26 protein-coding genes are annotated in these 25,525 nt (G+C 70.6%); 14 read left to right on the forward strand and 12 right to left on the reverse strand.

What is annotated here, in order from left to right; genetic code table 11:
- The first annotated feature begins 11 nt into the window (after positions 1–11).
- Genes IE246_RS23930 through IE246_RS23945 form a run of 4 tightly spaced genes read left to right on the forward strand, consistent with a single transcriptional unit; the run spans position 12 to position 3,343 of the window.
- Positions 12–1,190, forward strand: coding sequence for a vWA domain-containing protein (locus tag IE246_RS23930; RefSeq protein WP_189994451.1), 1,179 nt, complete (start codon positions 12–14; stop codon positions 1,188–1,190).
- Positions 1,187–2,074, forward strand: coding sequence for a C40 family peptidase (locus IE246_RS23935; RefSeq protein WP_189994453.1), 888 nt, complete (start codon positions 1,187–1,189; stop codon positions 2,072–2,074). Before IE246_RS23930 ends, IE246_RS23935 begins: the two co-directional genes overlap by 4 nt.
- Positions 2,075–2,099: 25 nt before the next feature.
- Positions 2,100–2,489, forward strand: coding sequence for a DUF1841 domain-containing protein (locus tag IE246_RS23940; protein WP_189994455.1), 390 nt, complete (start codon positions 2,100–2,102; stop codon positions 2,487–2,489).
- On the forward strand, positions 2,486–3,343 hold the full coding sequence (locus IE246_RS23945; protein ID WP_189994457.1) for a hypothetical protein: 858 nt from the start codon (positions 2,486–2,488) through the stop codon (positions 3,341–3,343). The genes IE246_RS23940 and IE246_RS23945 overlap by 4 nt, the downstream gene beginning before the upstream one ends.
- Before the next feature lie 7 nt (positions 3,344–3,350).
- Here the strand turns inward: IE246_RS23945 and IE246_RS23950 are convergent, their stop codons facing one another.
- A complete protein-coding gene (locus IE246_RS23950) occupies positions 3,351–3,983 on the reverse strand; it encodes a histidine phosphatase family protein (protein WP_189994459.1) in 633 nt (210 codons plus the stop codon).
- A gap of 95 nt (positions 3,984–4,078) precedes the next feature.
- Between IE246_RS23950 and IE246_RS23955 the strand changes: the two genes are divergently transcribed.
- The gene (locus IE246_RS23955) at positions 4,079–5,275 is read left to right on the forward strand and encodes a pyridoxal phosphate-dependent aminotransferase (RefSeq protein ID WP_189994461.1); all 1,197 of its coding nucleotides are present in this window, start codon (positions 4,079–4,081) and stop codon (positions 5,273–5,275) included.
- 176 nt (positions 5,276–5,451) lie between these two features.
- A complete protein-coding gene (locus tag IE246_RS23960) occupies positions 5,452–5,721 on the forward strand; it encodes a hypothetical protein (protein WP_189994463.1) in 270 nt (89 codons plus the stop codon).
- Between the two features lie 21 nt (positions 5,722–5,742).
- On the opposite strand, the gene IE246_RS23965 is transcribed toward IE246_RS23960, so the two are convergent.
- The 4 genes from IE246_RS23965 to IE246_RS23980 form a co-directional block, all read right to left on the reverse strand.
- Positions 5,743–6,498: a sulfite exporter TauE/SafE family protein gene (locus IE246_RS23965; protein WP_189994465.1), complete on the reverse strand. Its 756-nt coding sequence runs from the start codon at positions 6,496–6,498 to the stop codon at positions 5,743–5,745.
- Between the two features lie 117 nt (positions 6,499–6,615).
- Positions 6,616–7,083: an RNase A-like domain-containing protein gene (locus IE246_RS23970; RefSeq protein WP_189994467.1), complete on the reverse strand. Its 468-nt coding sequence runs from the start codon at positions 7,081–7,083 to the stop codon at positions 6,616–6,618.
- 13 nt (positions 7,084–7,096) lie between these two features.
- Positions 7,097–8,311 (reverse strand): NADP-dependent isocitrate dehydrogenase, encoded by a 1,215-nt coding sequence (locus tag IE246_RS23975; RefSeq protein ID WP_189994469.1) that lies wholly within the window; start codon positions 8,309–8,311, stop codon positions 7,097–7,099.
- Positions 8,312–8,418: 107 nt separating this feature from the next.
- Entirely contained in the window at positions 8,419–8,982 is a 564-nt protein-coding gene (locus IE246_RS23980) for an LOG family protein (protein WP_229837467.1), read from the reverse strand.
- 172 nt (positions 8,983–9,154) lie between these two features.
- Here IE246_RS23980 and IE246_RS23985 point away from each other — a divergent pair, with 172 nt between their 5' ends.
- Genes IE246_RS23985 through IE246_RS24000 form a run of 4 tightly spaced genes read left to right on the forward strand, consistent with a single transcriptional unit; the run spans position 9,155 to position 13,096 of the window.
- Positions 9,155–10,918, forward strand: a complete 1,764-nt coding sequence (locus IE246_RS23985; RefSeq protein WP_189994473.1) for a LysM peptidoglycan-binding domain-containing protein — start codon at positions 9,155–9,157, stop codon at positions 10,916–10,918.
- Positions 10,919–10,933: 15 nt separating this feature from the next.
- Positions 10,934–11,620 (forward strand): phosphatidylserine decarboxylase, encoded by a 687-nt coding sequence (locus IE246_RS23990; protein ID WP_189994475.1) that lies wholly within the window; start codon positions 10,934–10,936, stop codon positions 11,618–11,620.
- A complete protein-coding gene (locus IE246_RS23995; protein WP_189994477.1) occupies positions 11,617–12,477 on the forward strand; it encodes a CDP-alcohol phosphatidyltransferase family protein in 861 nt (286 codons plus the stop codon). The genes IE246_RS23990 and IE246_RS23995 overlap by 4 nt, the downstream gene beginning before the upstream one ends.
- A gap of 13 nt (positions 12,478–12,490) precedes the next feature.
- Positions 12,491–13,096: a CDP-alcohol phosphatidyltransferase family protein gene (locus IE246_RS24000; protein ID WP_189994479.1), complete on the forward strand. Its 606-nt coding sequence runs from the start codon at positions 12,491–12,493 to the stop codon at positions 13,094–13,096.
- A 21-nt stretch (positions 13,097–13,117) separates the two neighbouring features.
- Here IE246_RS24000 and IE246_RS24005 read toward each other — a convergent pair whose 3' ends face one another.
- Positions 13,118–13,795, reverse strand: a complete 678-nt coding sequence (locus tag IE246_RS24005; protein ID WP_189994481.1) for a cation efflux transmembrane domain-containing protein — start codon at positions 13,793–13,795, stop codon at positions 13,118–13,120.
- A 65-nt stretch (positions 13,796–13,860) separates the two neighbouring features.
- Between IE246_RS24005 and IE246_RS24010 the strand changes: the two genes are divergently transcribed.
- Positions 13,861–14,259 carry a MerR family transcriptional regulator gene (locus IE246_RS24010; protein WP_189994483.1) on the forward strand — a complete coding sequence of 133 codons (399 nt, stop codon included), beginning with the start codon at positions 13,861–13,863 and terminating at the stop codon, positions 14,257–14,259.
- Between the two features lie 48 nt (positions 14,260–14,307).
- Here IE246_RS24010 and IE246_RS24015 read toward each other — a convergent pair whose 3' ends face one another.
- The 4 genes from IE246_RS24015 to IE246_RS24030 all read right to left on the reverse strand — a co-directional run bounded on the left by IE246_RS24015 (position 14,308) and on the right by IE246_RS24030 (position 19,542).
- A complete protein-coding gene (locus tag IE246_RS24015; RefSeq protein ID WP_189994485.1) occupies positions 14,308–17,514 on the reverse strand; it encodes an efflux RND transporter permease subunit in 3,207 nt (1,068 codons plus the stop codon).
- On the reverse strand, positions 17,511–18,608 hold the full coding sequence (locus IE246_RS24020; protein WP_189994487.1) for an efflux RND transporter periplasmic adaptor subunit: 1,098 nt from the start codon (positions 18,606–18,608) through the stop codon (positions 17,511–17,513). The genes IE246_RS24015 and IE246_RS24020 overlap by 4 nt, the downstream gene beginning before the upstream one ends.
- A 22-nt stretch (positions 18,609–18,630) precedes the next feature.
- The gene (locus IE246_RS24025) at positions 18,631–19,188 is read right to left on the reverse strand and encodes a PadR family transcriptional regulator (protein ID WP_189994489.1); all 558 of its coding nucleotides are present in this window, start codon (positions 19,186–19,188) and stop codon (positions 18,631–18,633) included.
- A gap of 147 nt (positions 19,189–19,335) precedes the next feature.
- Positions 19,336–19,542, reverse strand: coding sequence for a cold-shock protein (locus tag IE246_RS24030; RefSeq protein ID WP_189994491.1), 207 nt, complete (start codon positions 19,540–19,542; stop codon positions 19,336–19,338).
- A 328-nt stretch (positions 19,543–19,870) separates the two neighbouring features.
- Between IE246_RS24030 and dctP the strand changes: the two genes are divergently transcribed.
- From dctP to IE246_RS24045, 3 genes are all read left to right on the forward strand, one after another.
- Positions 19,871–20,776: a TRAP transporter substrate-binding protein DctP gene (gene dctP / locus IE246_RS24035; protein ID WP_189994493.1), complete on the forward strand. Its 906-nt coding sequence runs from the start codon at positions 19,871–19,873 to the stop codon at positions 20,774–20,776.
- Between the two features lie 70 nt (positions 20,777–20,846).
- Positions 20,847–21,881 carry an FkbM family methyltransferase gene (locus IE246_RS24040; RefSeq protein ID WP_189994495.1) on the forward strand — a complete coding sequence of 345 codons (1,035 nt, stop codon included), beginning with the start codon at positions 20,847–20,849 and terminating at the stop codon, positions 21,879–21,881.
- 18 nt (positions 21,882–21,899) lie between these two features.
- Positions 21,900–22,934: an FkbM family methyltransferase gene (locus tag IE246_RS24045; protein WP_189994498.1), complete on the forward strand. Its 1,035-nt coding sequence runs from the start codon at positions 21,900–21,902 to the stop codon at positions 22,932–22,934.
- A gap of 110 nt (positions 22,935–23,044) precedes the next feature.
- Here the strand turns inward: IE246_RS24045 and IE246_RS24050 are convergent, their stop codons facing one another.
- Both IE246_RS24050 and IE246_RS24055 read right to left on the reverse strand, forming a co-directional pair.
- Positions 23,045–23,743: an SDR family NAD(P)-dependent oxidoreductase gene (locus IE246_RS24050; RefSeq protein WP_189994500.1), complete on the reverse strand. Its 699-nt coding sequence runs from the start codon at positions 23,741–23,743 to the stop codon at positions 23,045–23,047.
- A gap of 3 nt (positions 23,744–23,746) precedes the next feature.
- Positions 23,747–25,396: a thiamine pyrophosphate-dependent enzyme gene (locus tag IE246_RS24055; protein ID WP_189994502.1), complete on the reverse strand. Its 1,650-nt coding sequence runs from the start codon at positions 25,394–25,396 to the stop codon at positions 23,747–23,749.
- Positions 25,397–25,525 lie beyond the last annotated feature (129 nt).

Genomic DNA, 25,525 nt, shown 5'->3' on the forward strand with positions numbered 1-25,525 from the left:
ACAAGACTCCCATGTTCACGCGGTTCTTCTATGCGCTGCGCGACGCGCAGGTGCCGGTGTCGCTGACCGAGTACCTCACCCTGCTGGAGGCGGTGAAGGCCGGCCTCGCGGAGTGGTCGGTCGATTCCTTCTACTACCTGTCACGCTCGGCGCTGGTGAAGGACGAGCGCCATCTGGACCGTTTCGACAAGGTGTTCGGCCACGTCTTCCAGGGGCTGGAGGCGCTCGACGAGCTGTTCGGCAAGGACATCCCGGAGGAGTGGCTGCGCAAGATGGCGGAGCTGAACCTGACGCCCGAGGAGATGGCCCAGATCGAGGCCATGGGCGGCTGGGACAAGCTGATGGAGACCCTGAAGCAGCGCCTCGAGGAGCAGAAGGGCCGGCACCAGGGCGGCTCGAAGTGGGTCGGCACCGCCGGCACCTCGCCCTACGGCGCCTACGGCTACAACCCCGAGGGCGTGCGCATCGGCCAGGACGGCAACCGCAACAACCGGGCGGTCAAGGTCTGGGACAAGCGCGAGTACCGCAACCTCGACGACACCGTCGAGATCGGCACCCGCAATATCAAGGTGGCGCTGCGCAAGCTGCGCAAGTTCGCGCGCCAGGGCCGGCCGGACGAGCTCGACCTGGACGGCACCATCCGGCAGACCGCCAAGAACGGCGGCTGGCTCGACCTGCAGATGCAGGCGGAGCGCCGCAACATGGTCAACGTCGTGCTGTTCCTCGACGTCGGCGGCTCGATGGACCCCTACATCAAGCTCTGCGAGGAGCTGTTCTCGGCCGCCCGCAGCGAGTTCAAGCACCTGGAGTACTTCTACTTCCACAACTGCCCGTACGAGCGGCTGTGGAAGGACAACCGGCGCCGCCACATAGAGCGACTCGACACCCTGGAGGTGCTGCACACCTTCGGGCCCGACTACAAGGCGATCTTCGTCGGCGACGCCGCAATGAGCCCGTACGAGATCGCGGTGGCGGGCGGCAGCGTCGAGCACATGAACGCCGAGCCCGGCGGGCTGTGGATCCAGCGCATGGTCTCGCACTTCCGGCGCTCGGTCTGGCTGAACCCGGTGCAGGAGCGGTTCTGGAAGTACACCCAGTCGGTCGCGATGGTGCAGGAGCTGATGGAGAACCGGATGTACCCGCTGACCCTCGGCGGCCTCGACGACGCCATCAAGGAGCTCAATTCGTGACGGCGGAGGAAGCGGTTGCCGAGCGGCTGGACATTCGCCTGCATGCGTTCCGCAGCGACCTCGCCGACGTCGGCCTGCAGGGTCGGGTCGAGGCGGCCCGGTTCGTCGAGCCGGTCGCGGCACGGATCGCCACCGGCACGGCGTCGGTCCGCGAGCAGCCGCGCGCCGACTCCCGGCAGGCGACCGAGCTGCTGTTCGGCGAGGCGGTCGAGGTGTTCGAGCGCGCCGACGGCTGGGCCTGGGTGCGCAACCGCACCGACGGCTATGTCGGCTACCTGCGCGACACCGCGCTCGGCCTGCCGGGCACCGAGCCGACCCACCGGGTCGCGGCCCTGCGCAGCTACCTGTTCGACGGGCCGGACCTGAAACTGGCGCCGCGCGACCTGCTGCACCTGACCAGCCCGGTCGCGGTCGCCGAGACCCGCGACGACGGCTGGTCGCGGCTGGCCGACACTCCGGAGGGACCGGGCGGTTACGTCTGGGCCCGGCATCTGGTACCGCTGCGGGCCACCGCCCGCGACTGGATCGCCACCGCCCGGCGGTTCCTCGGCGCGCCCTATGCCTGGGGCGGGCGGTCGTCGATCGGGCTCGACTGCTCGGCGCTGGTCCAGTTGGCGCTGGCGCGGGCCGGCATCGCCGCACCGCGAGACAGCGACATGCAGGCGGCCGGGCTGGGCGAGGCGGTCGAAGGCGGGGTCGAGGCGGCGCGCCCGGGCGACGTGCTGTGCTGGCCCGGCCACGTGGCGTTCCTGGTCGGCGGTGCGAAGATCCTGCACGCCAACGGCTTCCACATGGCGGTCGCCGAGGAGAAGCTCGCCGACTTCCGGGCCCGCACCCTGGAGAAGGTCGGCGAGGTGAGGGCGGTGCGACGGCCGACTGCGTGACTATCAGCCGATCGGAGGTGCGCAGATGAAGCGATACGATCCGAACGTTGCACCTGATCCGGAGGGCTGGCTGGCCCTCGACGAGGCGAAGCGTCTGGCCATGGTGGCCGACTATCACCGCCAGAAGCGCATTCGGGTCCCGCAGCGGGACCTGCATGCCGCCACCCACGTCATCGTCGAGAATCAGGCGGCACTCGGCGAGGAACTGCCGGTCCGCCGCACGATCGAGCGACTGATCGGGGAAGGGCTGGATCGCCACGAGGCCGTGCATGCGGTCGGCTGCATCCTGATGGAGCAACTCTCCGCCCTCATGCAGGACGGCTCTTCGGCCGAGTTCAATACGCCGCTCTACTGTGCCCGCCTCGAGACCCTGACTGTCGAGAGCTGGCGGAGCGACTTCGGAGAACCGGATTGAACGCCTCCGGGGCGTCGCTGCTGCCGCAGGCGCCGGCGCCGGTCGACGACCGCCAGGCGGCGCTGACGGCGGAGCACATCGGCGACCCGGTTGCCCTGACCCGCTACTTCGAGGGCCTGCGCCGCGCGGTCGATCCCGGACTGCTCGCCCGTCTCCCCGAGTTTGCCGGCAAGCCGTACCCCTTGGGGCGATGCCGGGAGATCCGCGACGCCGTGCTGGCTTTGCTCCTGGAACGGGTGAACGCCCCGCGCGAGCCGATGGACGCGGCGCTCTCGGTGTTCCTGCGCAGCGGCGGCATCGGCAAGAAGACCTGGGGCGTGCTGCGCGACAGCTACTTCCAGAACGCCCTGCAGTTCGGCGGCTGGTACGTCGACGTGGCCAACGACACCGTGGTGGCGAGCAAGCCGCCGGTCGAGGTGCTGCCGGCCGGCGAGGCCGGCATGGTGGCGGTCCGCGACTACCGGCATTTCGCCGACGTCGCGCGGCGCTACTGGGGCGCCGAGGTCTACCGCAACGCGGTGTTTCCGCGGCTGGCCGCGTACTTTCCGCTGATCGTGGTCTACCCGACCGGGGCGGCGGAACCGGCGGTGGGCTCCGACCAGGTCACCGAGCTGACCCGCCGGGCCGGGTTCCGGCCGTCGCTCGATGCGCTGGAGACATTTCCGGACGCGCCGGCGACTGTCGCGGAGGCGCTGGCGCGTCGGGCCGGCGATGAGCCGCTGCTGGCCGGCGACGGGGACCCGGTGGCGTTCGTCGAAGGCTACGTGACGGAGGGCCGCCAGGGCGACCTGGAGTTCCGCCGGCAATGCGTGGCGGCCTGGCGGAAGGTGAGTGCGCCGACGGCGCCGTCGTAGCCGGGGCTCACATCGCCCATTCCGCCTGCACGCTCGCCGCCACCGCGACGTCGATCCGGGCCTCGGTGCCGGACTCCAAGCGGTGGAAGGCGTCCTGCGGGCGGTCGAGGGCGAAGGTCTGCTCGCGCGTCAGGCCGAGATACAGGCCGCGCATCACCTTGTTGACGACGCCGTGCGCCACCACCACGTGGACGCCGCCGGCGGCGTGGCACTCGGCCAGGAACGGCCGCACCCGGTCCTGCACGTCCTGGCTGCTCTCGCCGTTCGGGTAGCGGTAGTTCCAGGGATCGGCGTTGCGGCGCTCGGCCTCGTGCGGGAAGTCGCGGTCCAAGGCGCCCCAGCCGTGATAGCCGTCCCAGTCGCCGAGCGTGATCTCCTTCAGCCGCTCGTCCCACTCGATCGCGTCGTAGTCGACACCGAGATGCTCGGCGACGATCGTGGCCGACTGCCGGGTGCGGCCCAGCGGGCTCGCCACCAGCCGGAAGCCGGTCCCGTTCAGCAGCGAAGCCAAGGTGCGGCCGGCGGCGTCGACCTGGGCCAGGCCGAGCCGGGTCAGCGGCGCGTCGAGCTGACCCTGCAGCCGGCCGGCCCGGTTCCAGGTGGTCTCGCCATGTCGCAGGAGGTAGATGGTCGCGGACATGGACATCGATTAGCCCAAGTCCGGAACCGGAAAAAGGCCCTATCACCAGTGCCCTGTTTCCGTTATGTCCGGGGCATCCGAACCTGGAGGACGGCATGAGCGGGAACGCGATTCTCGACGATCTGCGGCGCGACGTGGCGGAGCTGGCGGAGACCGGCATCGTCCAGGTGGCCCAGCACGGCTGGGACAAGCCCGGGCTGATCCCGATGTGGTTCGGCGAGGGCGACCAGCCGACCCCGGCGTTCATCTGCGACGCCGCCGCCGAGGCGATGCGCAAGGGCGAGACGTTCTACACCGACCAGCGCGGGATCCTGCCGCTGCGCCAGGCGCTGGCGGCGTACACCAAGCGGACCTTCGGCGTCGACGTCGGCACCGACGAGGTCAGCCTGGTGACCGCCGGCATGTCGGCGCTGTACCTCGCCATGGACATGCTGATCGAGCCGGGCGACGAGGTGATCGCGATCGGCCCGGTCTGGCCGAACATCTACTCGACGGTCGAGATCCACGGCGGGGTCGTCCGGCACGCCTCGATCGAGCTGGTCGACGGCGATTGGCGCCTCGACCTCGACCGGCTGTTCGCGCTGGCGAACGACAAGACCAAGGCGATCTTCGTGAACTCGCCCGGCAATCCGACCGGCTGGATGATGGAGAGCGACGAGCAGCGGGCGCTGATGGAGTTCGCGCGCGCCCGCGGCGTCTGGGTGATCGCCGACGAGGTCTACCACCAGCTGGTGTTCGACCGCGAGGTGGCGCCGTCGTTCCTGCAGGTCGCCGAGCGCGACGACAAGCTGCTGGTGGTCAACTCGTTCTCCAAGTCCTGGCTGATGACCGGCTGGCGGCTCGGCTGGCTGACCCATCCGGCGGCGCTGGCCCCGACCATCGCCAAGCTGGTGCAGATCACCACCTCCGGCGTGCCGCAGTTCCTGCAGCGCGCGGCGATCGCCGCGATCGAGGACGGCGACTGGGTGATCCGCGACCTGCGGGCGCGCTGCAAGGCCGGCCGCGACCTGGTGTTCGACCGGCTGGAAGCCTGGCCCAAGCTGAAGCTGGCCCGGCCGAAGGCGGCGTTCTACGCGTTCTTCGCGGTCGACGGCATGACCGACAGCGTCGAGTTCGCCAAGAAGATCATCGACGAGGCCAATGTCGGGCTGGCGCCGGGCTCGGCCTTCGGGCCGGCCGGCGAGGGCTATCTGCGGCTGTGCTTCGCGGCCAGCGAAGCGACCCTGGCCCGTGGCCTGGATGCCCTGGAGCCGATCCTCGGCGCCGGCGCCGACCAGCGCCGGTCGGCCTGACGTCTCTCGCGTTGTGGGCCCCGGTTCTCCGCGGCTTTGCCGCTGCGGCCGGGATGAGGGGGGGAGGACAATGCCCCATGTCCTCATCCCGGCCTCAGCGAAGCGGCGAGCCGGGACCGAGATGCCCCGGCTCGCGAAACCGTGTATCCTGACCGGATGACGCACGGAGCCTCGCCATGGCGCTGACACCGACCGGTCCCGGCGATCCGCGGGTCCCGGCGAACCGGACCCGGCCGGCCGGAACGCCGGCCCGGGCGACCCCGGCCGCGACCCCGGTTCCGGCCGAGGCGCCGGCAAGGCCGCGCCCGGACCGCGGCTTCAGGCTCAAGACAGCCACCTCGCCGCACGACATCGAGCGGCAGATCCAGCGGCTGATGAACTTGATCGCCAACGACAACATCGATCCCGACGCGCCGCCGGGCAGTTATCTGAACATGCTGATCTGAAGGCTTGGGAAGCGCCGAGGCTCAGCCCAGCAGTTCGCCGGCCAGCGGCGCCAGCAGGCCGAGCCCGGATACCCCGAGCAGCACCAGCAGGATCCGGGCGAACGCCTTGTCGTCGATCCGGCGGTACAGGGTGAAGCCGAGCCACGCCCCCAACCCGACCGCCGGCAGGGCCGCCAGGAACAGCCCGCCGACCTCGGCCGTCAGCCGACCCTGCACCGCGTAGGTCGTGAGCGTGACGGTGTGCATGGTGGTGTTGAACAGCTGGAACACGCTGCGCTGCCGGTCCTTCGGCCAGCGCCGCAGCGAGCACCAGATGGTCGGCAGGACACCCGACAGGCCGGCGAAGCCACCGAGCACGCCGCCACCGAAGCCGACGGCCGCGTCGGCCAGCCGGCTCTCGAAGCGCAGGGCCGGCAGCCGTCCGGTCAGCAGCACCGAGCCGGCGTACAGAACCAGCAACGCGCCGGCGAAGTGCCGGAAGGTGTCGGCCGACAGCACCGCCAGAAGGGCGGCGCCGAACGGCACGCCGCACACTCCGCCGAGCAGGAACGGCAGGGCGGCCCGCCAGTCGAGCCGGCGCCAGATCATCGGCATCACGATCAACTGCACCGTCAGCGACGCGGCGACGATCAGCGGCGACACCGCGGTGTGGGGCAGGAAATGGGCGTACAGCCCGAGGGTCGTGGCGGCGAAGGCGAAACCGGCGAGGCCGCTGGCGGTCGCACCGAGCAGGGCGCCGCCGGCGACGACCAGCAACAACAGCGGGTCGGCCGGCACGTCAGAACCGTCGTATCGGGCGGGAAGCAGGCCGGCCGGCGGACGAACGGCGCCGCGCGCCGGGCCGACCCGAGGCTGGAGCCGGCTTGGCCGCGGCCGAACCGGCTCCGTCTCGGATCACTTGGTCGGGAAGGCGGTGACCAGCCGGCAGGCACCCTTTCCCATCGCCTCCAGGACGACGGTGATGCCGTGCGCGGGAACCGCCGAGGCGTTGCCGCGTTCCACCCACACGCCGATCGGCTGTTCGAACGCCATCCGCACCTCGGCCCGTTCGCCGGCCTTGGCGCCGGCGGCCCAGCTGTCGTAGGCATCCTCGTCCGGGCGCAGGGCGGCCGAGATCACCTGCCGCGCGGTGTGGCGGTCCGGAAACGAGCTGGAGGCCTTGCTGGCCGGCTCCTTCGCCAGGCGCGCGGCCAACTCGGTGGCGGTGCGACCGACGTGCCGGTCCATGGTGTCGCCGCCGAGCCGTTCCTGTTCCTGCAGCCAGCCGTCCTTGAACGTGCTGGGAACGCATTTTGCGTCGGCGGACCCCGCCGCCAGCATCAGCGCGCCGATCACCAGCGCGCCGCCACCCCGTCGCCGCATGTAACCCTCTCGGTCAGTTCATCGCCTTCTGCAAATTCTCGTCCAGTTTGCCAAGAAACTGCTGGGTTGTCAGCCACGGTTGATCCGGGCTGATAAGCAGCGCGAGGTCCTTGGTCATGTGGCCGGATTCGACGGTGTCGATGCAGACTTTCTCGAGGGTCTCGGCGAACCGGCCGACCTCGGGGGTGTCGTCGAACTTGGCGCGATAGGCCAGGCCACGGGTCCAGGCGAAGATCGACGCGATCGGGTTGGTCGAGGTCTCCTTGCCGGCCTGGTGCTGGCGGTAGTGGCGGGTGACCGTGCCGTGCGCGGCCTCGGCCTCGACGGTCTTGCCGTCCGGGGTCATCAGCACCGAGGTCATCAGGCCGAGCGAGCCGAAGCCCTGGGCCACGGTGTCGGACTGGACGTCGCCGTCGTAGTTCTTGCAGGCCCACACGAAGGCGCCCGACCACTTCAGCGCCGAGGCGACCATGTCGTCGATCAGCCGGTGCTCGTAGACGATCCCCTTGGCCTTGAACTTGTCGGCGAACTCCTCCTCGAAGACCTGCTGGAACAGGTCTTTGAAGCGGCCGTCATAGGCCTTCATGATCGTGTTCTTGGTCGACAGGTAGACCGGCCAGCCGAGGTCGAGCCCGTAGTTGAAGCAGGCCCGCGCGAAGCCGATGATCGACTCGTCGAGGTTGTACATGGCCATGGCCACGCCGCCGCCCGGGAAGTCGAACACCTCGTAGGACATCGGCTCGCCGCCGCCCTCCGGCTGGAAGGTCAGGGTCAGCTTGCCCTTGCCCGGGACCACGAAGTCGGTGGCGCGGTACTGGTCGCCGAAGGCGTGGCGGCCGATCACGATCGGCTGGGTCCAGCCCGGCACCAGGCGCGGCACGTTCTTGCAGATGATCGGCTGGCGGAAGACGGTGCCGCCCAGGATGTTGCGGATCGTGCCGTTCGGCGACTTCCACATCTTCTTGAGCTTGAACTCCTCGACCCGCGCCTCGTCCGGCGTGATGGTCGCGCACTTCACGCCGACGCCGTACTGCTTGATGGCGTTGGCGGAGTCGATGGTGATCTGGTCGTCGGTCTTGTCGCGCGACTCCATCCCGAGGTCGTAGTACTTCAGGTCGACGTCGAGGTACGGCAGGATCAGCTTGTCCTTGATCATCTGCCAGATGATGCGGGTCATCTCGTCGCCGTCGAGCTCGACGATCGGGTTCGCCACCTTGATCTTGGCCATCGAAAGCTCCCAGTCACACACGAAGTCGCCCGCAGGACCGGCGGGCGCGGCACAATATCATCGGGGACGGCCGACGCAAGCCGCCCGAGGGCACGGCGGCCGGCGCGTCACAGCCACTTGGAAGAGACGTCGCCGCCGGCCGGTATCTCGAATTCGTCGATCGCCTCGAACACCGCCTCGACCGACGGCACCACCCGGTACAGGTCCCGGTTGGCAGGGCGGGTGAAGCCGCGCTCGATGGTGTGCTCGATCAGCGCCAGCAGCGGCTGCCAGAACCCGTCGATGTCGACCAGGATCACCGGCTTGGTCGAGAGCTTGAGCTGCGACCAGGTCAGGACCTCGAGGGTCTCGTCGAGGGTGCCGAGGCCGCCCGGCAGCACCACGAAGGCGCCGGCCCGGTCGTACATCTCGGCCTTGCGCTCGTGCATGCTGTCGGTGACCACCAACTCGCTGACCGAGCCGTGGCCGACCTCGAGGTCCATCAGGAAGCGCGGAATGACGCCGGTCACCCGGGCGCCGCCCTCGAGCGCGGCGTCGGCCACCAGGCCCATCAGGCCGACCCGGCCGCCGCCGTAGACCAGCTCGGCGCCGCGCTCGGCGATCAGGCGGCCGAACTCGGCGGCGGCGTCACGGTAGCGCGCGTCGACGCGCGAGGAGGATCCGCAGAACACACAGATGCGTCGCGGTTCGGAGGAAGCACGGTGCGTTGTCATGGCGCCGTCTTTCGCACCGGCCGGGCGGCCGGTCAACAGGGCTGCGGACGCGTGTCCGGTCCGGCGGTCCGATTGTATCGGAAGCGCAGGGGGTTTATGGTCTGCCGATCAAGTCACGGCTTGCGGATCAATGGTCGCGAAACCGGTCACCGTCGGCGTCGTCGGGGTCATCGTCCTGGCGTCCGCCCTTGTGCTGAACTACTTCGTCCTGCCGGGCGAGGAGACCGAGCCTGCGACCAAGGTCGCGGCCCCCGTGGCACCGCCGACGGCCCCGCCCAGGCAGCCCGACAAGGTGGAGCGGCCGGCCGCCGCCGGAGATGCCGGCAAGGCCGCCGGACCGGCGGAGCCGGCCGGATCGGCAGCGCCATCCGCGCCGCCCGCCGTGGCGGAGACGCCGCCGAGACCGAGCTTCGACGTGGTCCGCGTCGACCCCGACGGCAACACCGTGATCGCCGGCCGCGGCACGCCCAACACCGAGATCGCCATCGTCGACGGCGACCGGGAGATCGGCCGTGTCACCAGCGACGACCGCGGCGAATGGGTGTTCGTGCCGCCTTCCAAGCTGTCGCCCGGGCAGCGGGTCCTGTCCCTCAGGGAACTCGGCGACGGCAAGGCGGAATCCTCGGAAGCCGTGGTGCTGGTCATCCCCGAGAAGGGCAAGGACATCGCCGGCCGCCCGGCGGCCGAACCGGGCGTGCCGCTGGCGGTCGTGGTACCAAAGGAGGAGGGCGACGGTCGGCGGGTCGCAGCCCGGGTGCTGCAGGCGCCGGCGGCCGGACCGCTTGATACCGCCGCGGCCCCGGCGTCGGCGTCGGCAGGGGCGTCGCAGCCGGCCGGGCCCGCGGCGACGCGCAGCGCCGGGACCGAGGCGTCCGCCGGCGGGCTTGCCGCGGCCGAGCCGACCGTGTCACCGCCGACCGCTTCACCGCCGACCGCGTCACCGCCGCCGACCGCGCTACAGCCGTCCGGCACCGCTTCGTCGACCGCTGCGGCGGCAGCGCCGGGAACCGGCAAGGCGGGCGCGCCGCCCGATATCGCCTCCACGATCCCGTCGCCGGCCGGCCAGCCATCGCCCGGTGTCGCATCCGGCTCCCCATCCGGCGTTCAGACCGGCGGCACGGCCGCCGGGGGCGTGGCCGGCGATGCCGCTCCGTCCCGGCAGCCGGGCGGGCCGGCGGCGACCGGATCGGCCGCCTCGGCCGTCGCCTCCTCGGCTGCCCGATCCGCGCCGGGATCCGTCCGTCTCGAAGCGGCCCCGTCGCCGGGCGCCGCCCCGGCAGCCGTCGTTCCGGGCCCGGCAACGGCGCCATCGGCGGCGCCTGCGGCTGCCCCCGAGCCGACCGCCGGGCCCGCCGAGCCGTCGCAGCTCGCCTCGGCGGCGCCGGTCGTCTCGGCCTATCCCGAGGCCGGGCCGACGGCTCCGGCCGACGCCGCTGCGGAGGCCGGGAAGGCGGTGGCGGTCGACGTCATCGACTATGACGACAAGGGCGACGTGGTGTTCAGCGGCCGTGCCGAGCCGGGCTCGCGGGTCGAGGTGTTCATCGACGACCGCAAGGTCGGGGACACCGGGGCCGACACCGAGGGGCGGTGGACGATGCGTCCGGCCGAGCCGGTGGCGCCGGGGTCGTATCAGCTGCGGGTCGACAAGGTGGCGCCGTCCGGGACGGTACAGGCCCGGGTGGCCTTCCCGTTCGTCCGGGCCGATCCGCTGACCGACCTGCCGAACAACCGCCTTGTCGTCATCCAGCCGGGCAACAACCTCTGGCGGATCGCCACCAGGGTCTACGGCTCGGGCTTCCGGTACGTCGAGATCTTCGATGCCAACAAGGATCAGATCCTCGACCCGGACCTCATCTACCCGGGCCAGGTATTCGGCCTGCCCCGCGTGAACTGATCCGAAGAGGCTTCATTGCTCGACACCGTTCTGGTTCCGATCGCCCGCGAGGGGCGACCGTTCATCGCCGCGTTCGCCGTCGTCACCCTGCTGCTCGGCCTGCTCGCCGACTGGCTGCTGGTGCCCGGTGTCGTCCTGACCGCCTGGTGTGTCTATTTCTTCCGGGATCCGCACCGCGTCACCCCGACCCGCGACGGGCTGGTGATCAGCCCGGCAGACGGTCGCGTCGTCTCGATCGCGTCGGTGCCGTGGCCGAAGGAACTGGCGATGGGCGAGGGCGAGGCCACGCGCATCGGCATCTTCATGAACGTATTCGACGTGCACGTGAACCGGATCCCGGTCGACGGCCGCGTGACCAAGCTGGCCTACGTGCCGGGGGCGTTCGTCAACGCCTCGTTCGACAAGGCCAGCGAGCAGAACGAGCGGCAGTGCGTGGCGATGGAGACCGGCGACGGCCGGCCTCTCGCGTTCGTGCAGATCGCCGGCCTTGTCGCCCGCCGGATCGTTTGCCACCTCACCGAGGGACAGCCCGTGCTGGCCGGCGAGCGCATGGGGATGATCCGGTTCGGCAGCCGGGTCGACGTCTACCTGCCGGCCGGGGTGGCGCCGCTGGTCGTCGAGGGCCAGCGGTGCGTAGCGGCGGAGACCGTGCTGGCGGACCTGAGTTCCGCCGAGCCGGCGCGCAACGGAGCGGTGCGATGAGGCGATTCCGGCGGCGACGCAGTCCGCGCTTCAGCGGACAGTCGTTCAACAAGCTGATCCCGAACCTGATCACCGTCCTGGCGGTGTGCTTCGGGCTGTCGGGACTGCGCTTCGCGCTGAACGGCAAGTGGGAGTTCGCCGTCGGCATGATCGTCCTGGCGGCGGTGTTCGACGCCCTCGACGGCCGCATGGCGCGCCTGCTGCGGGCGCAGTCGAAGTTCGGCGCCGAGCTCGACTCGCTGTCCGACTTCGTCAGCTTCGGCGTCGCCCCCGGCGTCATCATGTACCTGTGGGCGCTGCAGCCGATGGGCAGTTTCGGCTGGATGGCCGCGCTGTTCTTCGCCACCTGCTGCATGCTGCGGCTGGCCCGCTTCAACAGCCGGCTGGACGACGAGAAGCCGTCCTTCGCCTACAACTATTTCACCGGCGTGCCGGCGCCCGCCGGGGCGGGGCTCGCCCTACTGCCGATGATGCTGGCTTTCCAGACCGGCTTCGACCTCAACGCCTTCCCGCCGGCGGTGGCGATCTGGCTGGTCATGGTCGGCCTGCTGATGGTCAGCCAGCTGCCGACCTTCTCGTTCAAGCGCATGAAGGTTCCGCACCGCATGGTGCTGCCGATCCTGATCGTCGCCGGGCTGATCATCACCGGCGTGGTGAGCGCGCCGTGGTTCATGCTGGCGCTGCTGATCATCGCCTATCTGGTCTCGATCCCGCTGTCGGTCGCCGCCTATCGCCGGCTGCTGCGCGAGGCCGAGCAGATGGCGGCCGCCGAGCCGGCACGCGACAAGCCGCAGGAAGTGGCCGGCGGCCCGGTGGCCGGGGCCGACGCCGACGGGCGGCCCGCCAAACTCCACTAGCCGGCACCAGCCGATGCTCGACGCCGCGCTGCGCCGGGTGATCGATCCGCCGCTCGACACCGCCGGCCGATGGCTGGCGCGGCGCGGCGTGGCCGCCAACGCCGTGACCGTCGCCGGGTTCGCGGTCGGGATGCTGGCGATCCCGGCGCTGGCGACCGGCCGGCACGACCTGGCGCTGGCGGCGATCCTGGCGAACCGGCTGGCCGACGGGCTTGACGGGGCCATCGCCCGTGCCGTCGGCCCGAGCGACCTCGGCGGCTACCTCGACATCGTGCTCGATTTCCTGTTCTACAGCGCAGTGGTGTTCGGGGTGGCCCTCGGCCGGCCGGAGCACGCGGTCTGGGCCGCGTTCCTGATCTTCAGCTTCGTCGGCACCGGCTCGTCGTTCCTGGCCTACGCCATCGTGGCGGCCAAGCGCGGGGTGACGACCGCCACCCGCGGGCGCAAGAGCATCTACTACCTGGGCGGACTGGCGGAGGGCAGCGAGACCGTGATCGCCTTCGTCCTGATCTGCCTGCTGCCGGACGCGTTCCCCTGGATCGCCGGGGTGTTCGGCGCGATGTGCTGGATCACCACGGCGAGCCGGATCGGGCAGGCGGTGCGGGCGTTCGGCGACTAGCCCGGGACCGATCCACCGATCTCATCGACCCGATGCGGCCGGATCGGGCCGCAGGTCGGGGGCGCCTGCCGGCACGTCCGGCGCCACGCCCGGCCGAAGCTCGGCCAGCGCCTGCCGGATCACCTGCGCGGCACCCCAGACGGCCAGGGTCGACATGATCGCGGCCACCGCGAGATCCGGCCAGCCGGTGCCGGTCCCGAACACCCCGAGGGCTGCGGCCACAACCGCCAGGTTGCCGATGACGTCGTTGCGGCTGCAGACCCAGACCGAGCGCATGTTGGCGTCGCCGCGCCGGAAGCCCGTCAGCAGCAGCAGGCAGCCGAGGTTCAGCAGCAGCGCCACGACCCCGACGCCGCCCATCACCTCCGCCGCCGGCACTTCGCCGAGCCAGGCGTACCGGATGGTGCTGCCGGCGACCCACAGGCCGAAGACTCCCATCGACGCTCCCTTGGCGAGCGCCGCCAGGGACCGCCAGCGCAGCGCCAGCCCGAACACCAGCAGGCTGATCGCGTAGTTGCCGGCGTCGGCCAGGAAATCCAGCGCATCGGCCTGCAGGGCGGCCGACCCGGCGGCGAGACCGGCGGCGATCTCGATCAGGAAGCCGCCGGCATTGACTGCCAGCACGGTCCACAGAATGCGGCGAAGCCGCGGATCCGGCGCGGCCTCGACCGGTTTCGTCGCGCAGCAGGCGGCACTCATCGCTGTTTCCCTCCGTTGTCGCCAGTCCCTAAGGTGGGGCCTGTAGCGACTACAAGGTCAAGGTCATGAGCGACGGGTATTCGATCGGCGAGCTGGCACGGGCCAGCGGCTGCAAGGCCGAGACGATCCGGTACTACGAGCGGATCAGGCTGCTGCCGCCGGCCGCGCGCCGTGCCTCGGGCTATCGGCGCTACGGGGATGCCGACGTTCGTCGCCTTCGGTTCGTGCGGCAGGGCCGAGCCCTCGGATTCCCGCTCGAGGCGATCCGAGAGCTTCTGGCGCTCGCCGATCGCCCGAACCAGGACTGCGCCGCGGCCGACCGCCTGTGCACGGCGCAGCTGGAGGAGGTTCGCGACCGGATCCGCGCGTTGCAGCGCCTCGAGGCCGAGCTGGCGCACGTTCTCGAGCAGTGCCGCGGCGGCCGGGTCGCCGAGTGCCGGGTCATCGAGGCGCTGTCCGGCTGACCGCGGCCCCCCGCCCGGTGCCTGCCGGCACGGTGCGCCGGCGGGCCGTCACTCGGCGGCGTGCGGCACCTCGGGTGCGGCGGCCGGGCCGGCCTTGCCGGCTCGGCGCTCGGCCCGCCGTTCCCGCCGCCGCTGCAGCGCCGCACCGACGTTGTGCTTCAGCATCAACGCCGCCGGCGTGACCAGCAGGGTCAGTACGGTCGCGAACGCCAGGCCGAACACGATGGCGGTCGACAGCGACACCCACCACTGGGTCGACGGCGCGCCGACGCTCACCTCGCGGGTGACGAAGTCGATGTTGGTCTGCAGCACCATCGGCATCAGGCCGAGGATCGTGGTGACGGTCGTGAGCATCACCGGGCGCAGGCGCTGGGCGCCGGTCCGCAGGATCGCCTCGCGGACGTCGGCGCACTCCTTCTTCAGGGTGTCGAAGGTGTCGATCAGCACGATGTTGTTGTTCACGACGATGCCGGCCAGCGCGATCACGCCGATCCCGGTCATCACGATCCCGAACGGGTTGCCGGTCACGATCAGGCCGATCATCACGCCGATGGTCGACATGATCACCGCCGACAGGATCAGCAGCGCCGAGTAGAAGCTGTTGAACTGGGTCACCAGGATGATCGCCATGATGAACAGGGCGACGCCGAACGCCTTGACCAGGAACGCCTGGGCCTCGCGCTGCTCCTTGTCCTCGCCCTTGAACGTGACCTCGATGTCCTTCGGCAGCCCGGCGTCCGGCAGCCAGGCCCGCAGCTCGCGGACCTTGTTGTCGGGCAGCACGCCCTCGACGACGTCGGCCCGGACGGTGATCGCCGGCAGCCCGTCGACCCGCCGGATGATACCGGTCTTAGGCTCCGGGGTCATCCGGACGAAATTGCCGATCGACACCAGCCCTTGGGTCGTCTCCATCCGGATCCGGTCGAGCTGGGCCAGGGTGCGCAGCGCGGCCGGGTAGCGGACCACCACGTCGACCTCCTCGTCGCTGTCGTCCGGCCGGTAGTCGGTGATCTTCATGCCCTTGGTGACCAGCTGGACGTAGCGGCCGATCAGGCTGACGTCGGCACCGAACTTCGCGGCCTGGGCGCGGTCGACGCTGAGCCGCCATTCGATGCCCGGTACGTCGCGGGTGTCGTCGACGTCCTTCAGGCCGGGAGTCGCCCGGAACTTCGCCATGACCACGTCGGCCGCCGCATCCAGCTTCTCCCGGTCGCGGCCGCGCAGCTGGATCTGCACGGCCTTGCCGGTCGGCGGTCCGGCCTCCTCCTCGCGCGGCTCCACGTAGATGCCCGGGAAATCGCGGGTCCGCTCGACGATGTCGGCGAGAATCTCGCTCGCCGGCCGGCGCTCGGTCCAGTCCTTGAACTCGACCTGGATGGTGCCGATCACGTCCTCGGCGACCTCTTCGCCGCCGCCGGAGGACGAGCCGTCGGAGCGTTGGCCGATGAAGGTGTAGACCGACGCGAACCCGCCGACCGCGAGAACCTCGTGCTCGACCGGCAGCACCAGGGCCCGCTTCTCCTCGACCGAGAGATCGCCGCGGGCGTGGACGTAGACCAGCGCGATGTCCGGCTCGATGTCCGGGAAGAACTCGATCCCGTTGCCGTGGTTCGCGTAGTAGTACTGCACCCCGAACAGGATCCCGAAGGCGGTGGCGAGCACCAGGCCGGGATGGCGCAGGGCCCCCTTCAGGACGCGCAGATAGCCGCCCGTGAATCCGCCGACCTCGTCGATGTCGCCGGTCTCGGCGGCGGCCAGCTGCCTGCGGGCCCGCTCGTCCGGCGCGCTCGCCTTGCCGATCAGCGCCCCGAGCGCCGGAATGAAGACCAGGGCCATCAGCAGCGACGCGGTCAGGGTGATCAGCAGGGTGATCGGCAGGAACTTCATGAACTCGCCGACCACGCCGGGCCAGAACAGCAGCGGGAAGAACGCCGCGAGGGTCGTCGCCGTCGAAGCGATGATCGGCCAGGCCATGCGCTTGCCGGCCTCGGCGTAGGCCTGCTTGCGGGAGCGGCCTTCGGCCATCTTGCGGTCGGCGAACTCGGTGACCACGATCGCGCCGTCGACCATCATGCCGACCGCCAGGATCAGGCTGAACAGCACCACGATGTTGATGGTCAGCCCGAGCGTCGACAGCACCAGCATGCCCAGCATGAACGAGCCGGGAATCGCCAGGCCGACCAGGCCGGCGGACCGGATGCCCATGGCGCCGACGACCACGATCATCACCAGCAGGATGGCGCTGGTGACGTTGTTCTGCAGGTCCAGCAGCATCAACGCGATCTGGTCGGACTTGTCCTGGCTGAAGGTCACCTGGATGTTGTCCGGGAAGCCCCGCGTCGCCTCGGCGACCGTGGCGCGGACGTCGGCGATGGTGTCGATGATGTTGGCGCCGGTGCGCTTTGTCACCTCGATGCCGATCGCCGGCTGGCCGTCGAGCCGGGCGTAGCCGGAGCGGTCCTTGAAGGTGCGCTGGACGTTGGCGATGTCGCGGATGCGCACCACCGCGTCGCCGTTCACCTTGATCGGCTGCTCCAGGATGTCCTGGACGCCCTCGTACAGGCCCGGGACCTTGATCGGGAACCGGCCGGTCCCGTTGTCGAGCGTACCGGCGGCGATCAGCTGGTTGGACCGGCTGACCGCTTCCAGCACGTTGCCGGCCTGCAGGCCGTAGCTCTCGAGCTTGAGCGGGTCGACCACGACCTCCACCAGCTCCTCGCGCTCGCCGGTCAGCTTGGCGTCGAGCACGTCCGGCAGGCCCTTGATGGCGTCCCGCACGTCGCGCGCCATGTGCAGCAGCTGGCGCTCCGGCGTCTCGCCCGACAGGGTAACGATCAGGACCGGGAACAGCGAGAAGTTGACCTCGTGGACCTCCGGCTCCTCGGTGCCGTCGGGGAGATCGGCCTTGGCGGTGTCGATCTTCTCTCGCACGTCGGCGAGCGCGGTGTCGGCGTCGAACCCGGCGTCGAACTCGAGCACGATCGAGGCGCCGCCCTCGTAGGCCCGCGACCGCATCTCCTTGACGCCCTCGATCGAGCGCACCTCCTGCTCGATCGGCCGCAGCAGCAGGCGCTCGGCGTCCTCCGGCGAGATTCCCTCGTACTTGATCACCGAGTAGACGAGGGGGATCGCGATGTCGGGATCCGCCTCCTTCGGGATCTCGATATACGCCACCGTCCCGGCGATCAGGATCAGCAGCAGGGCGGATAGCGTCGTCCGGCTGCGTTCGAGAGCCGCGTCGATCAGCGCCTTCATGACTGCGGCGCTCCGGCCCCGACCTCGACCGGGGTGACGGCCTGGCCGTCGGTCACCAGCTGCTGCCCCACGGTGACGATCCGGGCGGTCTCCGGCAGGCCGGTGATCCAGGCGCCGCGGTCGTCGGAGCCCAGCACCGCGATCCGCCGGAAACGGGCGACGTCTCCGGAATCGACGGTCATGACCCCGATCTTGCCCTGGTCGTCGAGCAGGAACACCGCCGGCGACACGTGATGGGCGCGGGTCGCCGGCAGCGGGATCTGCAGCTCGGCCGTCATGCCCTCGCCGATGCGGCCCTCCGGATTGGCGAACTCGGCCTCGATCCGGAACGTCCTGGTCGCGCTGTCGGCTGCCGCGGCGGTGTAGGTGACGACGGCCGGGAAGTCGGCGCCGGACGACAGGCGGACGGTCGCCGGCATGCCTTCGACCAGGGCCGGGGCCTCCTGTTCCGGGATGTTGGCGACCGCCCGCATCGGGTCCAACTCGACCAGGGTGGCGACCGGATCGCCGACCTGGAGATAGTCGCCGACTTCCATGGGACGGCGGTCGAGCACCGCCCGGAAGGGGGCGACGATGCGGGTGCGCTCCAGGTCGACCTGGATGTGCGCCTGATCGGCTCGCGCCTCTTCCAGATCGGCCAGCGCCTGCGCCCGCTTGGTCTCTGCCTGGTAGCCCTTGGCGGCCAGCTGCCGGGCGGCGTCGTATTCGATCCGGCGGTGCTGGACCCGGGCCTTGGCGCGCTCGAGCTGGGCGCGACGGTCGGCCTCGTCCAGTTGCACGATCAACTGTCCGGCGTCGACCATGGACCCGCGCGGCGCCCCCACCGAGGCGACCCGCCCGGCGGTCTCCGCCCGGATCTCGACCGAGCGCTTGGCGAGGGTCTGTCCGGACGCCCGAACCACGGCGACGTAGTCGCGGGCCTGGGAGGTCAATACCCGGACCCGGGGCGGCTGCGGAGCGGTCGTCGCCTGCGGGGCGAGCGGGCCGTCGACGGCGGCAGTCGCCGGCTGATCGGCGACCTGGCCGGAAAGGATCCAGCCGGCAGCGCCGATGGCGATGGCGGTGGCCAGGATGACGGACAGGTTCACGCGCATTGACACATTCCTCGAACGGCGGTCATTCGGCGGCCTCCAGGGGACGCTCGAGGCCGCGGAGCAGGGCGTCGCGATTGCTCGCAAGGTAGTCGGCCGCAGCCCGGTATACGGCGACCCCGAATCCCGAGACCAACCATTTGCCGGGGTCGATTTCGGCGCCCGCTGCCGCGCGCTCGGCCCGGCAACCCTCGATGCGGTCCGCCTGGGCGCGATAGGAGGCGATGTATCCGTCGATCAGCGCCTCGACCCGCTCCTTCGGCAGTTCGCGCGCGAAGTACAGCAGGAACAGGACGTCGGAGCGCAGCTGGTCGGGTTCCGGCTCCTGGCCGATCGCCCGGTGGAACGCCGCCCGGCCGGCCGCGGTCAGGCGGTAGACCTTCTTGTCGGGGCGGCCGTCCTGCTCGCGGGCCTCGGCTTCGGCCAGCCCCTCGGCCAGCAGCTTCGACAGGGCCGGGTAGATCGACCCGAAGCTGGCGCGCTGGAAGTGCGCGAACGGCCCTTCCTCGAACGCCTTCTTGATCTCGTAGCCGGTCGCCTCGCCTTGCGACAGCACGGCGAGGCAGAGCGTCTTCACGTCCATCGCGGAACTTCCCGTCGTATCGGGACACTATCGCCGCGATATATATCTATTCGATATAGGCCTTCAAGGGATCCCGGAAATAAAAGCGGCGGCGCCTCCGTGCTGCGCCGCCGCTCATATGTTCTTTCGCCGGGGTCGAGGAAAGCGTCAGACCGGCTTCAGGTCCTCGGCCGCCATCTTGCCGTTCCGCTGCGGCTTCATCTCGTACATGATCGCCTGGCCTTCGTTGAGGCCCTGCAGTCCGGAGCGCTGCACCGCAGTGATGTGAACAAACACGTCGGCACCGCCGTCATCCGGCTTGATGAACCCGTAACCCTTCGTGGTGTTGAACCACTTCACCGTACCAGTCGGCATTCGATACGCACTCCAAACGCGACGCGTCCGCCGGACATTGCAGATATCACCTCCTCAGGACGCTCGGGTGCCGCCGCTGCTCGCGAACTCGGCCACTCCGGCGCAGGGCGACGTCTCGCCCGACTCCTCAGACGATGCCGGTTCCGAACGTCGGAACCGCATCACAACCCATACGCCGACTCGGGTTCTATGTCGACGGGGTTCATGGTAACGATCGTTAACGAGTCCATCGGGCACGCCTGCGCGGCACAGTCGAGACATGCGGATTGTTGTTTTCGCTCTGGTGGTTGGGCTGCTGTGTTCTGATGCGGCATTCGCCCGCGAACGATTGAACCTGCATCTGGCATTCGGGCAACGGACGCCGCTCTACGGGGCACTTGCCGAGCGCTTCGTGGCGGAGGTCGGCGAGCGCTCGGCCGGCCGGCTGCGGCTGCGGCCGCACGAGCCGGGCGCCATCGTGCCGCGGTTCGGGTATCTCGACGCGGTCGCCCAGGGCGCGATCGACGCGGCCTGGGGTACCCCGGCGGTGCTGGCCGGCCGCGCCCCCGAAGCCGTGCTGTTCACCGGCGTGCCGTTCGGCCTGGGCCCGGTCGAGCATCTCGCATGGATCCGGGACGGGGCCGGGCGGCCGCTCTACAACGCGCTGTACGCGCGCTTCGGGGTGATCGGCGTGCCTTGTGCGGCGGTCGGCCCGGACGGGCTGGCCTGGCTGCGGCAACCGCTCGACGACACGGCGCCGTTCCGCGGCCTGCGCATGCGCGCGTTCGGCCTGGCCGCCCGCATCCTGGACGGTCTCGGGGCCACCACCGCCTTCGCCTTCGGCGCCGACCTGACGATCGGGCTGGCGACCGGCGCGTTCGACGGCGCCGAGGTCGGCGTCCCGGTCGCCGACTTCGCCTATGGGTTGCACGAGGTGGCGCCGATCTACCTGTATCCGAGCCCGCTGCAGCCGGCGACGCTGCTCGACGTGGTGATCAACCGCGACCGCTGGCAGCGGCTCGAGCCGGAGGCCCGCGTCACGTTGGAGGAGGCCTGCCGGGCGACGGCGGCGTTCGCCGAGGGCGCCAACCGTGAGACGAACGCGGCGGCGCTGGATCGGATCGCCGCCGCGGGGGTCTCGGTCTCGGCCCCGTCGCCGGCGACGGTCGCGGCGCTGCGGCGGGCCTGGGACGAACTGCGCTCGGTTCCGGAGTTCGTGCCGGTCCTTCGGGTCTATCCCGCCGCGAGCGACTGACGCGGGCCGGGCTACCGCTGCCGCCGCTACGATGGTAGGAGACCGTCTCCTCGACGTGGCGGAGCACCGAATGACCGACCAACGGGATGCCGAGCAGGCCTTCAAGGCCATGTGGCGGCGCATGCTCGCCGATCCGGCGGCGGTCGATCTGAACAAGGCGAACTTCGACTACGCGATGGAGGCCGTTGCCCCCGGCGTGCTCACGCGGATGGCGAAGATGCAGGCCTGCTTCCGGCCGACCCCGCAGAACGAGCATCAGGTGTTGATCGTGGGGCGCCTGGACTACGGTCGCCGGGCCCGCCTCGGGGTTCTGCCGCGGGCCCCGTCGGCCCGTACCGTCGACTTCGGCGACGGGCTGGCCCTGCGGTTCGCCCGGCATCCGGCCGCCGAGTACTTCATGACGCGAGTCCTGCCGAAGGACGGGGTGCACGAGCCGGAGCTGGTCGAGTACCTCAAGCGCACGCTGCGACACCGGGATGTCGTCGTCGATATCGGCGCACACACCGGCTACGTGTCGTGCGTTGCCGCGGCCCTGGGCGCGACCGTGATCGCGGTCGAGATGCAGCCGACGCTGATCCCGATGATCCAGCTCAACGCCGCGCTGAACGACCTGTGGAGCGTGCATCCGCTGTGTGCCGCGATCGGCGACCGGAACGGCATGGTGCCGACCTACCGGATCAACCCCAGCCCGGGCACGCAGTCGGCGGTCTGGCACTGGGAGACCTCGAAATTCCCGTTCGGCAGCGTCAATCACGACTGCATTCCGTGCCTGACGCTCGACAGCCTGTTTCCCGGCCCGGAGCTGCCGTCTCTGGTCAAGGTCGATGTCGAGGGCGCCGAAGGCCGTGTGCTCGCCGGCGCCGGCGACCTGATCCGGAAGCGGCAGACCCGCTTCATGGTCGAGGTGCACGCCCACCTGCTGCCGAAATACGGCACCAGACTGCCCGATCTGTTGGCGCCGTTCGAGGCGGATGGCTGGACGCTGTCGATGCTGACGACCGACGGGCTGCGGCCGCTGACGCGCGAGGCCTTCGTGGACCCCGAGGGACCGATCGCCCGGCACGCCCACAACGCGCCGGTGCTGTTCGAGCCGCGGTCCGGCTGATCCTGCAGGGAGCTCGACATGACCGAGACGTCCGGCCCGGGGGCTGAGCTTCGGGCGATGCGGCGCCGGATGCTCGGCGCGCCGGCCGCCGTGGCGGTGACCGGGGAGGTCCTGCGCGAGGCGATCGCCGGCCTGCTGCCCGACACGCTGCTCAAGCTGCTGCGATGGCAGGCCTGCGTCGACCCGTCGCCGCGGACCCGGCAGCTGGTCGCGCGCGGCAAGCGCCTGGAGTTCGGCCGGGAGTACCGGCGCAGCGTCCTGCCGAAGACGGGGCGGACCCGCGAGATCGATTTCGGCGACGGCCTCAGCCTGCGGTTCGCCGCCGACCAGCCGGCGGCCGAGATGTTCATGAGCCGGGTGCTGCCGAAGGTCGGGGTGCACGAGCCGGAACTGGTCCGCTATCTGAAGGAAACCGTGCAGCCCGGCGACGTGCTGGTCGATATCGGTGCCCATGTCGGCTACGTCTCGTGCGTGGCGGCGGCGCTCGGGGCGGTGGTGTTCGCGGCCGAGATCCAGCCGACGCTGATCCCGATGATCCAGCTCAACGCCGCGCTGAACGACCTGTGGACCGTCCATCCGTTCTGCGTCGAGATCGGCGACCGCATGGGCATCGCCACGACCCTGCGGGTGAACCCGTCGCCCGGCATGCGCGGCAGCGTCGGCGAGGTGGCGGAGAGCGAGTATCCGGCGACCAGCCCCAATCACGACAGCATTCCCCGGCTGACCCTCGACGCGCTGTTCACCGGCCGGCCGCCGCCGGCGATCGTCAAGGTCGACGTCGAGGGGGCGGAGGGTCGGGTCCTGGCGGGAGCCGGCCAGATGATCCGGGCTGGCGAGACCCGCTTCGTCGTCGAGGTCCACGCGCAGCAGCTGGCCGGCTTCGGCAACTCGCTGGCCGACCTGGTGGCGCCGTTCGATCCGGACCGCTGGACGATGGCGATGCTGACCGCCGACGGTCGCGAGCCGCTGACCCGCGAGGCGTTTCTCGACCCCGCGGGCCCGGTCGCCGGCCACGTCCACAACGCGCCGGTGCTGTTCGAGCCGCGCGGCTAGAGCAGATCGCGACCGGGATGGAACCATCCGATCGCGTGAAGCTGCTCTATCTTCAATGCTTTAGAGACTGATTCACCGATCGCATCGATTCGATGCGATCGGATCAGGCTCTAGAACGTCTCGACCCAGGGCCGCAGCTCGACCTCCCAGGTCCAGGCGCTGCGGTGCTGGCGAAGCACGTGCAGATAGGTCTGGGCGATCGCATCCGGCTCCAGCAGCGCGTCCGGGGTCCGCGGCCCTTCGGCGCGACGCGGCCCGGCGATGCCGCCGTCGATCACGAAGTGCGCGACGTGGATGCCCTTCGGTTGAAGCTCGCGCGCCAGCGACTGGCAGAGGCCGCGCAGCCCGAACTTGCCCATCGCGAAGCACGACGAGTTGGCGTAGCCCTTCACCGACGCCGAGGCGCCGGTGACCAGGATGGTGCCGCGGCCCTTCGGCAGCATCCGGCGGACCGCCTGCTGGGCGACCAGGAAGCCGCCGTACGGCGCCACCATCAGGGCGTCGCGAACCGCCGCCGGATCCAGGTCCTGGACCGGCCCGCGGACCCGCGCCGAGGGGTTGAAGACCACCACGTCGGGTTCGCCGAGATCGGAATCGACCGCCGCGAACAGGCCTTCGACGCTCGCCGGGTCGGCGACGTCGCAGCGGTAGGCCCGGGCCCCGATCTCGGCGACCAGGGCGTCGAGCTTGTCGGGCGAACGGCCGGCCAGCGCCACGGCCATCCCCTCGCGCGCGAACAGCCGGGCGACCGAGGCGCTCAGGCCGGCGCCGGCACCGACGATCAGGGCGGTCTCCTTCCCCTCGGGCATGGCCTACTCCCTTCGCTTGGGTTTGCTCGGCGCCGGGCGGATCACCGGCCATGGCTCCGGCATCTCGCCGACCGGCACCTCGATGACGGTCGGCCGCCGGGCTGTGAACGCCTCGCGGACCTGGACCTCCAGTTCGTCGGGCGTCCGGGCCCGGCGGCCGTCGGCGCCGTAGGCCTCGGCGAGCTTGGCGAAGTCCGGGTTGGTGAACTGCGAGCCGATCACCCGGCCGTCGTGCAGCTCCTTCTGCATGCGCAGCACGTTGCCGTAGGCGCCGTCGGCGAACACCACCGCCACCACCGGCAGCTTGTGATGCACCGCGCTGGCGATCTCGCTGGCGGTGAACAGGAAGCCGCCGTCGCCGTTGACCGACAGCACCGGGCGGTCCGGGTTGGCGGCCTGCACGCCGAGCGACGTCGCGTAGCCGTAGCCGAGCGTGCCCTGGTAGCCGGGGGTCACCATGGTGCGCGGCGAATAGACCGGGAAGCCGATGCGGGCGACGTAGGCGACCTGGGTGAATTCGTCGACGAAGAATCCGTCCTCGGGCAGCGCCCGCCGCAACGCGCCCAGGAACGCCATCTGCGGCCCGACGATGCTCTCGGCCCGGGCCTGATGCCGGGCCCGCAGGTCGGCCAATTCATCGGCACGGGAGGTGCGCTTGCGGTTGTGCCTGGCGATAGCGTCGATCAGCGCGCGGCCGGCCTGGGCGGCGTCGGCGACGATCCCGACGGCCGGTCTGGCGACCCGGTTGATCTCGGTCGGGTCGAGGTCGACGTGCACCACCTTCACGCTGTCGTCGAGGCCCCAGAACGTGCGCTCGACCTGCATCCGGCAGCCGATCGCCAGGGCGGCGTCGCAATCGCCCCAGTACTCGTTGGCGGCGGGATGGTTCAGTGCATAGGGTTCGCGCTCGTCGACGATGCCGCGGCCGTTCTGGTACGAGACCACCGGCGCCTGCAGCATGGCCGACAGCTCGCGGATCTCTTCCGCCGCCTCGTAGGCGCCGCCGCCGACGAAGATCATCGGCCGGTCTGCGCCGCCCAGGATGCGCGCGGCCTCCTCGATCTGGTCCGGGTCGAGCGCCGGCGCCGGGTCCGGCTCGCCGAGGATCGGCTCGCCGACCGGCGCCTTCATCGCGAGGATGTCCATCGGCACCTCGAGAGCGACCGGCCGGGGGCGGCCGCTCCGGAGCTGCCGGAACGCCTCGGCGACGGCACGCGGCGCCTCTGTCGGATGGTTGATGCGGGCGGCGTGCTTGGTCAGCCGCTCCAGGATGCCGAGCTGGTCGGGGATCTCGTGCAGCATCCCGAGGCCGCGGCCGATGGTGTCGGACGGGATCTGCCCGGTCAGGGCGAGCACCCGGGCGCTGCAGCCGTAGGCGGTGGACAGCGCCGCCGTGGTGTTCAGGATGCCCGGCCCCGGCACCACCGCATACGCGCCGATGCGGCCGGTCGACTGGGCCCAGCCGAACGCCATGTAGGCAGTGCCCTGCTCGTGCCGGGCGTTCAGCACCCGAACCTCGTTTCCGTGATCGTGCAGGGCGTTGAAGAAGTGGTCGAGCTGGATGCCCGGCAGGCCGAAGACGGTGTCGATCCCGTGGGCGATCAGGGATCGCACGACGGCTTCACCGCCGGTGATGTTGGATGCTGATGTCATGACGCTCTCCGATGGACGGACCGCTATGCTGGCGCCCCGAACCGGGGAGGGCAAGCAGCCAGCCGAGGCGATGCGTCACGACACCGTTCGGCCATCGGCAGGGGGCGGCCAGCGCCGCAGGCGGCGGGC

Origin of the sequence: Thalassobaculum fulvum (assembly GCF_014652915.1) — a bacterium.
Lineage (GTDB): Bacteria > Pseudomonadota > Alphaproteobacteria > Thalassobaculales > Thalassobaculaceae > Thalassobaculum_A > Thalassobaculum_A fulvum.

Bases quoted from the DNA above. Each gene is read 5' to 3' on its own strand.
- IE246_RS24045 (WP_189994498.1), top strand. From the start codon at position 21,900: ATGACCGAGACGTCCGGCCCGGGGGCTGAGCTTCGGGCGATGCGGCGC.
- IE246_RS24020 (WP_189994487.1), bottom strand. From the start codon at position 18,608: ATGCGCGTGAACCTGTCCGTCATCCTGGCCACCGCCATCGCCATCGGC.
- IE246_RS23960 (WP_189994463.1), top strand. From the start codon at position 5,452: ATGGCGCTGACACCGACCGGTCCCGGCGATCCGCGGGTCCCGGCGAAC.
- IE246_RS24000 (WP_189994479.1), top strand. From the start codon at position 12,491: ATGCTCGACGCCGCGCTGCGCCGGGTGATCGATCCGCCGCTCGACACC.
- IE246_RS23930 (WP_189994451.1), top strand. From the start codon at position 12: ATGTTCACGCGGTTCTTCTATGCGCTGCGCGACGCGCAGGTGCCGGTG.
- IE246_RS23985 (WP_189994473.1), top strand. From the start codon at position 9,155: ATGGTCGCGAAACCGGTCACCGTCGGCGTCGTCGGGGTCATCGTCCTG.
- IE246_RS24025 (WP_189994489.1), bottom strand. From the start codon at position 19,188: ATGGACGTGAAGACGCTCTGCCTCGCCGTGCTGTCGCAAGGCGAGGCG.
- IE246_RS24010 (WP_189994483.1), top strand. From the start codon at position 13,861: ATGAGCGACGGGTATTCGATCGGCGAGCTGGCACGGGCCAGCGGCTGC.
- IE246_RS23970 (WP_189994467.1), bottom strand. From the start codon at position 7,083: ATGCGGCGACGGGGTGGCGGCGCGCTGGTGATCGGCGCGCTGATGCTG.
- IE246_RS24005 (WP_189994481.1), bottom strand. From the start codon at position 13,795: ATGAGTGCCGCCTGCTGCGCGACGAAACCGGTCGAGGCCGCGCCGGAT.
- IE246_RS23940 (WP_189994455.1), top strand. From the start codon at position 2,100: ATGAAGCGATACGATCCGAACGTTGCACCTGATCCGGAGGGCTGGCTG.
- IE246_RS24055 (WP_189994502.1), bottom strand. From the start codon at position 25,396: ATGACATCAGCATCCAACATCACCGGCGGTGAAGCCGTCGTGCGATCC.
- IE246_RS24030 (WP_189994491.1), bottom strand. From the start codon at position 19,542: ATGCCGACTGGTACGGTGAAGTGGTTCAACACCACGAAGGGTTACGGG.
- IE246_RS24040 (WP_189994495.1), top strand. From the start codon at position 20,847: ATGACCGACCAACGGGATGCCGAGCAGGCCTTCAAGGCCATGTGGCGG.
- IE246_RS23955 (WP_189994461.1), top strand. From the start codon at position 4,079: ATGAGCGGGAACGCGATTCTCGACGATCTGCGGCGCGACGTGGCGGAG.
- IE246_RS23950 (WP_189994459.1), bottom strand. From the start codon at position 3,983: ATGTCCGCGACCATCTACCTCCTGCGACATGGCGAGACCACCTGGAAC.
- IE246_RS23975 (WP_189994469.1), bottom strand. From the start codon at position 8,311: ATGGCCAAGATCAAGGTGGCGAACCCGATCGTCGAGCTCGACGGCGAC.
- IE246_RS24050 (WP_189994500.1), bottom strand. From the start codon at position 23,743: ATGCCCGAGGGGAAGGAGACCGCCCTGATCGTCGGTGCCGGCGCCGGC.
- IE246_RS23995 (WP_189994477.1), top strand. From the start codon at position 11,617: ATGAGGCGATTCCGGCGGCGACGCAGTCCGCGCTTCAGCGGACAGTCG.
- IE246_RS24015 (WP_189994485.1), bottom strand. From the start codon at position 17,514: ATGAAGGCGCTGATCGACGCGGCTCTCGAACGCAGCCGGACGACGCTA.